Origin of the sequence: Nonomuraea sp. H19, assembly GCF_052068215.1 — a bacterium.
Classification (GTDB): Bacteria; Actinomycetota; Actinomycetes; order Streptosporangiales; family Streptosporangiaceae; genus Nonomuraea.
On the sequence record NZ_JBQHCV010000060.1, the window covers coordinates 18,738 to 27,608 of the forward strand.

The 8,871-nt window shown below is 68.8% G+C and carries 7 protein-coding genes and 2 pseudogenes; 3 read left to right on the plus strand and 6 right to left on the minus strand.

Features of this window, described 5'->3' with window-relative positions; genetic code table 11:
• Positions 1-14: 14 nt before the first annotated feature.
• The 3 genes from ACTMTI_RS54675 (at position 15) to ACTMTI_RS54685 (ending at position 4,007) form a co-directional block, all read left to right on the plus strand.
• Complete coding sequence (locus tag ACTMTI_RS54675) at positions 15-1,997, plus strand: ABC transporter ATP-binding protein (protein WP_441129016.1); 1,983 nt, start codon at positions 15-17, stop codon at positions 1,995-1,997.
• Positions 1,994-3,709 carry an ABC transporter ATP-binding protein gene (locus ACTMTI_RS54680; protein WP_441129017.1) on the plus strand — a complete coding sequence of 572 codons (1,716 nt, stop codon included), beginning with the start codon at positions 1,994-1,996 and terminating at the stop codon, positions 3,707-3,709. The genes ACTMTI_RS54675 and ACTMTI_RS54680 overlap by 4 nt, the downstream gene beginning before the upstream one ends.
• Positions 3,710-3,875: 166 nt before the next feature.
• Positions 3,876-4,007 (plus strand): recombinase family protein, encoded by a 132-nt coding sequence (locus ACTMTI_RS54685; RefSeq protein WP_441129018.1) that lies wholly within the window; start codon positions 3,876-3,878, stop codon positions 4,005-4,007.
• Positions 4,008-4,125: 118 nt separating this feature from the next.
• Here ACTMTI_RS54685 and ACTMTI_RS54690 read toward each other — a convergent pair.
• The 6 genes and pseudogenes from ACTMTI_RS54690 to ACTMTI_RS54715 all read right to left on the minus strand — a co-directional run.
• A pseudogene (locus ACTMTI_RS54690) lies at positions 4,126-4,647 on the minus strand (LuxR C-terminal-related transcriptional regulator); the annotation flags it as partial.
• A gap of 16 nt (positions 4,648-4,663) precedes the next feature.
• Positions 4,664-5,328: pseudogene (locus tag ACTMTI_RS54695) on the minus strand (Tn3 family transposase).
• 19 nt (positions 5,329-5,347) lie between these two features.
• Positions 5,348-5,866: a nuclear transport factor 2 family protein gene (locus tag ACTMTI_RS54700; RefSeq protein ID WP_441129019.1), complete on the minus strand. Its 519-nt coding sequence runs from the start codon at positions 5,864-5,866 to the stop codon at positions 5,348-5,350.
• A 49-nt stretch (positions 5,867-5,915) separates the two neighbouring features.
• Positions 5,916-6,728 (minus strand): oxidoreductase, encoded by an 813-nt coding sequence (locus tag ACTMTI_RS54705; protein ID WP_441129020.1) that lies wholly within the window; start codon positions 6,726-6,728, stop codon positions 5,916-5,918.
• 594 nt (positions 6,729-7,322) lie between these two features.
• Positions 7,323-7,892 (minus strand): TetR/AcrR family transcriptional regulator, encoded by a 570-nt coding sequence (locus ACTMTI_RS54710; RefSeq protein ID WP_441129021.1) that lies wholly within the window; start codon positions 7,890-7,892, stop codon positions 7,323-7,325.
• A 242-nt stretch (positions 7,893-8,134) separates the two neighbouring features.
• Positions 8,135-8,758 carry a DUF3533 domain-containing protein gene (locus ACTMTI_RS54715; RefSeq protein WP_441129022.1) on the minus strand — a complete coding sequence of 208 codons (624 nt, stop codon included), beginning with the start codon at positions 8,756-8,758 and terminating at the stop codon, positions 8,135-8,137.
• Between the last annotated feature and the right edge of the window lie 113 nt (positions 8,759-8,871).

Consider the following 8,871-nt stretch of genomic DNA (forward strand, 5'->3'; position numbering starts at 1 on the left):
CACCCTGCCTCTTCATGCACCGCCCCCTCATCCACCATCGGCTCGGCCACGGGCCGGGTCGTGACGAGATCGACGAAGACCGGAGAACGATGACCACCACCACCGACCTCGCTCAGACGATCGAGCAACCGGATGCCGATTCCGCGGCGGGACAGAGCATGACACGGCTGTTGCGCCCTCATCTGCGGAGTTTCGCGGCCGTGGTGATCCTGCAGGTGATCGGCGCACTCGCGGGTCTGGCGCCGCTGCTGGCGGTCGTCGAACTGGGTCGTACGCTGTTGGCGCCCGGCCCGGTCGACCACGCTCACGTCTGGACCGTGGTGATCGCGGGTGCGGTCGGCTTGTTCGTCCGGCTGCTGTTCACCGCTGCGTCGTCCGGACTCGGGCATCTTCTCGACGGCCGGGTGCAGCTGTCGTTCCGCCGGCAACTGGCCGCGCGGCTGGGGCGTGTACCGATCGGCTGGTTCTCCCGGCGCCGGACCGGCGAGCTGGCCAAGGTGGTGGGGGAGGACGTGAGTGCCGTGCACCCGTTCATCGCCCACACCCCCGGCGAGCTCGTCTCCGCGTTCGTGGTGCCGCTGGTGTCGCTGATCTACCTGTTCACCGTCGACTGGCGGCTCACGCTGATCACGCTGATCCCGGTGGTGCTGGCGATAGCGCTGGTCCCGCTGCTGATGCTGCCCGCCAGGACGCGCGAGCAGGAGGCCTACGACGCGGCCATGGGACGGATCGCCAGTTCCGTCGTCGAGTTCGTGCAAGGCATCTCGGTGGTCAAGGCGTTCGGCGGAGGCGAGCGCGCTCACCGCACGTTCCTGACGGCCGCCGACGACTTCGTCAGCATCTTCTCCCGCTGGGTGCGCGGCATGTCTGTGATCGCCGCCGGGATGCAGCTGGCGCTGTCGCCGCCGTTCGTGCTGCTCATCGTGCTGATCGGTGGCGCGGCGCTGATCACGTCTGGTGGTCTGGCCTCGGCGGATCTGCTGCCGTTCCTGCTGCTCGGGCTGGGACTGACCGCTCCGGTGGCGGCGCTCGGCCACGGCTTCGACGATCTGCAGAGCGCCGGCCGCGCGGTCGGCCGGATCAAAGACGTGCTCGCGGTCCGGCCACTGCCCGAGCCCGCCCACCCGCGTCCGCCGCAGGGGCACCGGGTGGAACTGCGTGACGTCCGCTTCGCCTACAAGCGAGTGAGGCGAGAGGAGTGCGAGCTCGCTCGTACTCCCGAGCCGATCGAGCTTGTCGACGAGCGCCGCAGGCGCGAGGAGCACGACGCCGACCACGAGGTGCTGCGCGGCATCGACCTGGTGCTGGAGCCGGGGACGGTCACCGCGGTCGTCGGGCCGTCGGGAAGCGGCAAGTCCACGCTGGTCCAGCTGCTGCCGCGGTTCTTCGACCCCACCCACGGCTCGGTCCTTCTTGGCGGCGTCGATCTGCGCGAGATCGGCAGCCGGGAGCTGTATCGGCAGGTGTCCTTCGTCTTCCAGGACGTCCGTCTGCTGCGCGTCTCGGTCGCCGACAACATCGCGCTGGCGGTGCCGCGGGCCGGCCGCGACGACGTGGTCCGCGCCGCCCAGCTGGCCGGCATCCACGACCGCATCCTTCAACTGCCGCGCGGATACGACACGGTGCTCGGTGAAGAAGCCAAGCTGTCCGGAGGCGAGGCGCAGCGGATCTCGATCGCCCGCGCGCTGCTGGCCGACGCGCCCGTTCTGGTGCTGGACGAGGCGACCTCCTTCGCCGACCCGCAGACCGAACAGGCGGTCCGCCGGGCCCTGGCGACGCTGAGGGGCGACCGCACGATCGTCGTCATCGCCCACCGGCTGGAGACGGTCGCCGACGCCGACACCGTCGTGGTTCTGGAGGACGGAGCGATCGTCGACCGCGGCAGGCCCGCCGACCTGCTGACACGAGGCGGAAGGTTCGCCGCGTTCTGGCGATCCCATCAATCCGCCGAGATCGAAACCCACGGTGGCGTACTGCGAGGAGACGAGCCCCGATGATCCGAATGCTGCTGCGCGTGCTCGGAGACGAGTACGCCCGGGCGATGCGCCGCACCGTGATCCTGATGACGATCACCGCGGTGGTCGAAGGTTTGTCCTACGCGCTGCTGGTCCCGGTGCTGCGGGCGCTGCTCGGCAGCACGCCCGCGGACGCCGTGCCCTGGCTGGTCGCGTTCGGGGCCGCGGTCGCCCTCTACGCCGTGCTGCGCTACATCAGCGACTTGTCCGGCATGCGGGTCGGGACCACCATGTTGCGCGGCATGTATCACCGGCTCGGCGAGCACCTGGCCCGCCTCCCCCTCGGCTGGTACAACGCCGGTCGCATCGGCGAGGTGTCCGTCCTGGCCGGCCGCGGCCTCCTGCAAGCCATGGGCGTGGCCGCGCATCTGCTGGCACCGTTCATCTCCGCCCTGGTCACGCCCCTGACCATCGTGGCCGTGATGACCGCCTTCAACTGGCGGATGGGGCTGGCCGCGTTGCTCGCCGCACCCGTCGTGGCGGCGATCCAGGCCTGGACGGCACGCGCTACGGCCGCCACCGACGCCGAGCGTCACCAACGCGACCAGGAGGCCAGCGGGCGCGTCATCGAATTCCTCCAGGCCCAGCCGGTGCTGCGGGCCGGCGGCCGGACCGGCGAACGCTTCCAGCTGCTCGACGACTCGCTGATGGATGCCCAGCGCGCCTCCCGCCGCACCGTGCTGGCGACGCTGCCCAGCGCCGTGGGGCTGACGCTCACCGTGCAGGCGATTTTCACCGGGCTACTGGTCCTGGGCGCCTACCTCGCGCTCGGCGGGAACATCGGCGCGGCGGAGATCCTGGCGATCCTGGTGCTGGCCGCCCGCTGCGCCGACCCGCTGCTGTCGCTGTCGGACATCGGCGGCAAACTCCGCGGCGCCCGTTCGGAGCTGGCCAGACTCGAGACGGTGCTGCGCACCGAGCCGCTGCGGGAACCTCGCGAGCCGATCCAGCCGGCGCACCACGGCCTGGAGTTCGACGCCGTCACCTTCCGGCACGGCGAGCGCACGGTGTTCGACGAGGTGTCGCTCACCGTCCCCGAGGGACAGCGGCTCGCGGTCGTCGGGCCGTCCGGCGCGGGCAAGAGCACGCTGCTGCAGCTGCTGGCGCGCTTCTACGACGTGGACGCCGGCGCGGTGCGCGTGGGAGGCGTGGACGTACGCGCGATCAGCACCGAGGCGTTGATGGCGCGGATCGCCATCGTCTTCCAGGACGTCTACCTCTTCGACGGGACCATCGAGGAGAACGTGCGCCTGGGCCGTCCCGACGCCGACGAGGCCGACGTACGGGCCGCGGCGGCCGCGGCACAGCTGGACGAGGTGATCGAGCGCCTGCCCGGCGGATGGGCGACAAACGTCGGCGAGGGCGGCGCGCTGCTGTCCGGTGGTGAGCGCCAGCGGGTCTCGATCGCGCGGGCGCTGCTGAAGAACGCCCCCATCGTGCTGCTCGACGAGGTGACCTCGGCGCTGGACCCGGTCAACGAGGCGGCCGTCCACGAGGGCATCGAACGCCTGATGGCCGGCCGGACGGTGGTGATGGTGGCCCATCGCATGCGCACCGTCCAACGCGCCGACCGCGTCATCTTCCTGGACGGCGGCCGGATCGCGGAGGCAGGCAGCCACGACGAACTGCTCGACCACGGCGGCCGCTACGCCGACTTCTGGAACATCTCCATGGCTCCCGCTGCGCGGGAATGAGCCGGAGCGTCGGGCGATCCGCTAGAGGTGTCAAAAAGTACGGGAGGAAGGGGCAGTGGGTGCCGAGCCGCAGGGTAGAGGGCGTGTTCGTCGGTTGATGTGACCCTCCGCACTTCACTCCTGTAACCCGCTCGACACGAGCGGATTCACGAGCGAAGGAGACGGCATGAAGGCCATCACGAAGAGCTACGCCCGGATCTCCAGCGCGTCGCAGAACCTGGATGGGCGGACCGACGCGCTGAACGCGGCGGGCTGCGAGAAGATCTTCGCGGATACCGCGTCGGGCAAAACTGTCTGAGCGGCCGGACCTGACGCGGTCATCTTGGAGTATCTGCGGCCCAGGGACACGTTGGTGGTGTGGCGGCTTGACCGGCTGGGCCGGTCGCATACGCCCAGAACTTCGCGACCCGAGATCGTTAGGTGGCTCCGGTGCGTACCAGGCCGCTTTCGTAGGCGAAGACCACGGCTTGGACACGGTCACGCAGGCCGAGTTTGGCCAGCACGCGGCTGACGTGGGTTTTGACGGTGCCCTCGGACAGGAAGAAGCACTCGGCGATCTCGGTGTTGGACAGGCCGCGGGCGATGAGGCTCAGCACCTCGCGTTCGCGTTCGGTCAGGACGTCGAGGTCGGCTCTGGGGGTGACGGGGGCGGCGCCGATGCCGACGTATCGTTCGAGGAGCCGGCGCGTCACGCTGGGCGCGACGACCGCGTCGCCGCGTGCGACCACGCGGATGGCCGAGAGCAGATCGGGCGCGAGGGTGTCCTTGAGGAGGAATCCGCTGGCGCCGGCGTGGAGGGCGGCGTAGACGTACTCGTCGAGGTCGAAGGTCGTCAGGATCAGCACCCGGACCCGGCTGGTGCCGGTGCAGATGCGGCGGGTCGCCTCGACGCCGTCGACTCCGGGCATCCGGATGTCCATCAGCACAATGTTGATCGTTTTTGCCGGGAGGGGTTTACTCGGCGGGCGGGGGTGTGCGCAACGGCCGCAGCTGCCCGTCGCGGACCAGCTCGGGCAGGGAGAAACTGTAGCGGCCTAGCATGTTGAAATGCTCAAAGCCCAGAGGTGATAGCCGTGCGATGTCGGCGGCGGAGATTTTCTTACCCTCGGCTCGCATTTCTTCCAGGGCGCGAGCCGTATAGACCGTGTTCCACAGAATGCAGACGTTGGTTATAAATCCCAGTGCGCCAAGTTGATCTTCCTGGCCTTCTTTGTACTTCTGCCGGAGTTCGCCTTTCTGGCCGTGGAAGATCCTGCGGGCCAGGGTGTGGCGGGATTCTTGACGATGGAGCTGGGTGTTGACCCGGCGGCGCAGCAGCTCGTGGTCGTAGTAGCTGGCCAGGTTGGTGGAGCGATCGAGCTTGCCCAGCTCCATCAGGACGCGCCCGATGGGGTGGGAGTGCCGCCGCCGGCGAAGTAGCGAAACAGCTCGCTGGCCTTGACCGCGCCGGTGAGCAGCGATCCAGCCACCCGTAGCAGATCATCCCAGAAGTTGTTGATCAGCTTGATGTTGACCCGGCTGCGGACCAGGGCGTCGATGGACCCGTAGTGGGCGGCCGCGTCAGCGCGGAACAGGGTGGCGCTGCCGGCATCAGCCAGGCGCGCGGAGAATTGCCATATTAAGTGACGCCCTTGGCTCTCAGGTCCGCCGGGCTGCCGGCCGGGTCAGCGGGACCACGCGGCGGTCCCCGAAGGTGACCATCGCGTGCACGGGCGCGGCGCTGGCGCGCATGAGCGCCGCGAGACCCCGGCGGCCCTGCCGGCGGGCGAGCTCCGGCCCCAGGGCGATCATCAGGGCGGTGAGGGCCGGCATCGGACGCCCGAAGAGCGTGATCTCCTTGATGTGTGCCTCGTCGTCGAGCCGCAGCAGTTGCGCCTCCTCGAACGGCTGGGATCCCACCCGCGCCCGGTAGAACAGCGCGTACGCGTCGCCCTCGCCGGTCTGAGTGTGGAAGCGGATGTCCTCGACCGCCGTGAACGCCGAGGTCAGGAAGTCGCGCAGCTGGTCAGGTCCCTCGAGGCGGAACTGCTCGGTGAGCGGCGAGCTCAGCACGACGTCCCGGCTCAGGCACGCGACCGCGGCGTCGACGTCACCGCGTTCCGCGGCGGCGCGCCAACTCGCGACGGTAGCGGCGGCGGAGTGCGGGGTCTCGGACATGGGTCTCTCCCGGTATCAACGGCGCGATTGGGTTTGCGGGTGGCGAGTGTCAGCCGGCCAGCTTGTTCATCTTGCGGATCTGCCTGTCGAAGGCCCAGGCAGGAACAAAGCGGAGTACGCGCGCGCGTCCGGCCATGGGGCCGGCGGTGTAGCGCAGTTTCGGCTTCGCGTCGGTCGCTGCCGCGACGATCGCCTTGGCGACAACGGCGGGGTCGTCGCCGTCCTTGATCGCCTCCGCCATCAGACGGTCGAAGACGTGCCGCTGACCCGCGTAGGCCTGCAGGGGGGTGTCGGGCTTCGCGCTGTTGGCCTCGAATCCGGTCCTGGTGTAGGCGGGTTCGACGAGAAGCGCCCGGACGCCGTACTCCCGGACCTCGTGGTCCAGGGACTCGGTGTAGCCCTCGACCGCATGCTTGGACGCGCCGTAGACGGCCATGTAGGGAGCGGGGATGAACCCCTGGACGGACGAGAGGTTGATGATGCGCCCGCGTCCCCGGGCGCGCATGTGCGGCAGGACCTCCTTCACCATGCGCATGACCCCGAAGACGTTGATGTCGAAGACGCCCTGGGCCTGCGTGACGGAGGTTTCCTCGGCCGCACCTATCGAGCCGATGCCGGCGTTGTTGACCAGGACGTCGATCCGCCCGAACCGCTCGATCACCTGCTGGACCGCGGCGGTGACCGACTTGTCACTGACCACGTCGAGGTCGAGGAACGTCACGCCGTCGAGCGGGGTGGCGCGTGAGGTGCCACGGCTTGTGCCGACCACGTCGAAACCCGCTTCAACCAGCGCGAGCGCGGCCGCCTTTCCGATGCCGGATGACGCACCCGTCACGAGTGCCACCGGCCGATTTGTCGCCATCCTGGACTCCCTAGCTCATTCATGAAACCGATCGGTTTCCATCACTGTAAACCGATCGGTTTCCATGTGCAAGCTCAAGCAGGAAACTGATCCCGGCCACGTCGCGCTTCGTTCAGGTTGATCCGCCAGCAGAGGGTCAGCGGTCGGCCGTCGTCGGGGCCAGAGGCGTCCGCTCCTAAGCTGCGCCGTACGGCGTGGAGCTCCGCGGCGCCTACTGGAGCGTGGAAGACACCCGCTGGTCTTCGAGTGGGCGCCGAAGGTTGGAAGGGCAGCGGGCGGGCCCTCCGTCCAATGTGAATGCTGACGCGCAGGGATACGCCATCGCGGCAGCCGCCGAGGTACAAAGCGATGACCAGATCAGCAAGCGCTTCCCGGCCGGCTGGATGAGCCTCTGGGAAACCGTGCACCTGTCACTGGGGGCCGATGCCAACGAGACCATTCCTCGCGCCCGGCATGCTGCCACACTGTTACGGCCCTCGGGCTTCCTCCCGAGCACCGGAAGGCGTGAAGCCACGGGAGCTGCTCCGGCTGCCCGGGACTGGCATCCCCTCGTAGCGCACATCAGTCACCGAACCTGCTCGAAAAGGCGATGCGTCAGCGCATGCCTGCCGCATCGAGCAGGGTGACCACGGTAGGTGCGATGAGCCCTGTCAGGTTGTCGGCTCCGATCCCCGCACGGGCGCTGGCGCCGTCGAAGACCAGGCTGAGCTGCCGGGCCAGCAGGTCCGGGTCGCTCGCGCCACCCTGTTCGGCCTCGGCACGGAAAAAGGCCATCAGGTTCGCCTTGACCCGGTGCGCCACCCGGCTCGCAGGGTGGCTCTGGTCCTTGAGCTCGATCTGCACAGCGAGGTACTGGCAGCCTCGGAACTCGGGCGCGCCCGCCTGCAACTCCACCTGCTGGAAGACGTGCATGATCCGCTCGCGGGGTGAACGGCCATCGTCCGTCCCAGGCAGGAGACTCGCCACGAAGGCAGACGAGCGCTCCTCCAGGCTCGCCGCCAGCAGTTCGTCCTTGCTCTCGAACAGCTGGTACATGGAGCGCTTCGACACCCCCGCCGCCTTGCACAGCGCCTCGACGCCGATGCCGACACCGTCTCGGTAGGTGAGCGTGGCCGCCGCCTCCAGCAGCCGCTCTCGGGGACTTAGCCTCACTTCGGTGGTCATGCTGCGAGGTTAACTCCATTCCGACGAAATGAAAACCGATCGGTTTCCACGGTGTGCCGCGGCGATATCCGACGCCGCGCACAACCGAGCGGACACCCGAAGTCCGCACAGAGGCTCGGCGACGACCACGGGGGGAAGACCGTCGCCGAGCCCTGATGTGTGACCCCTCCCGTTCCCTTCACGGGGCGACACACACCGGGATCCTCCGCACCATGGCCGCGTCCGAGGTGAGTTGCGTTCTGCTACGCCGGCACGGCGGTCTCCTCAGGTTTCGTCTCCGCGGGGATGCGGTGCAGCCCCTTGCGGTCGTACCAGCCCGTCACGCCGAACCCGAACAGCGCGGCCACCAGGAGACCGACGGCCATCATCACCCAGCCCCGGGTCAGGGCCGCGTCACCCTGTGCGCCGTAGTAGAGGATCGAGCGGATACCGCCGGTGATCTGCCGCAGCGGCTCGAACTCCGCGAGGAAGCGGTAGAAGCCGGGCAGCGCCTCGATGGGGGTGGTGGCACCGGCCGTCGGCACCGCCATCGCGATATAGACCAATGTGACCACCAGCATGCCGGGCGTGCCGAACACGGCAAGGAGCGCGAGCGCACCAATCCCGGAGACCGCGATGGCGCACACCGAGTACAGCCACAGCAGCGGCAGGTGGGAGGCGTCCATGCCCATGATGCCGACCGCGCCCACCATGACCAGGGTGGCCATCAGCAGAGACAGACCGATCATAAGCGTGCAACTGATGGCCAGGGTCTGCGCCCGGGTCGCCCGGATCAGCGGGCGGTGCAGGCGCAGCGGGCCCATGTCGTTGTGGGTGTATCCGAGGGCGTGGTCCACCTGGCCACTGATGACATTGGCGGCGAGCATGGCGCCGCCTCGACGTCACCCTCGAAGACCCCGCCACCATGCCTGCGGCGATGACCGTCCTGAACACCCTCGCCGGCACCGATCCCACGACGACGGGCGCCGACCGGCTCAGT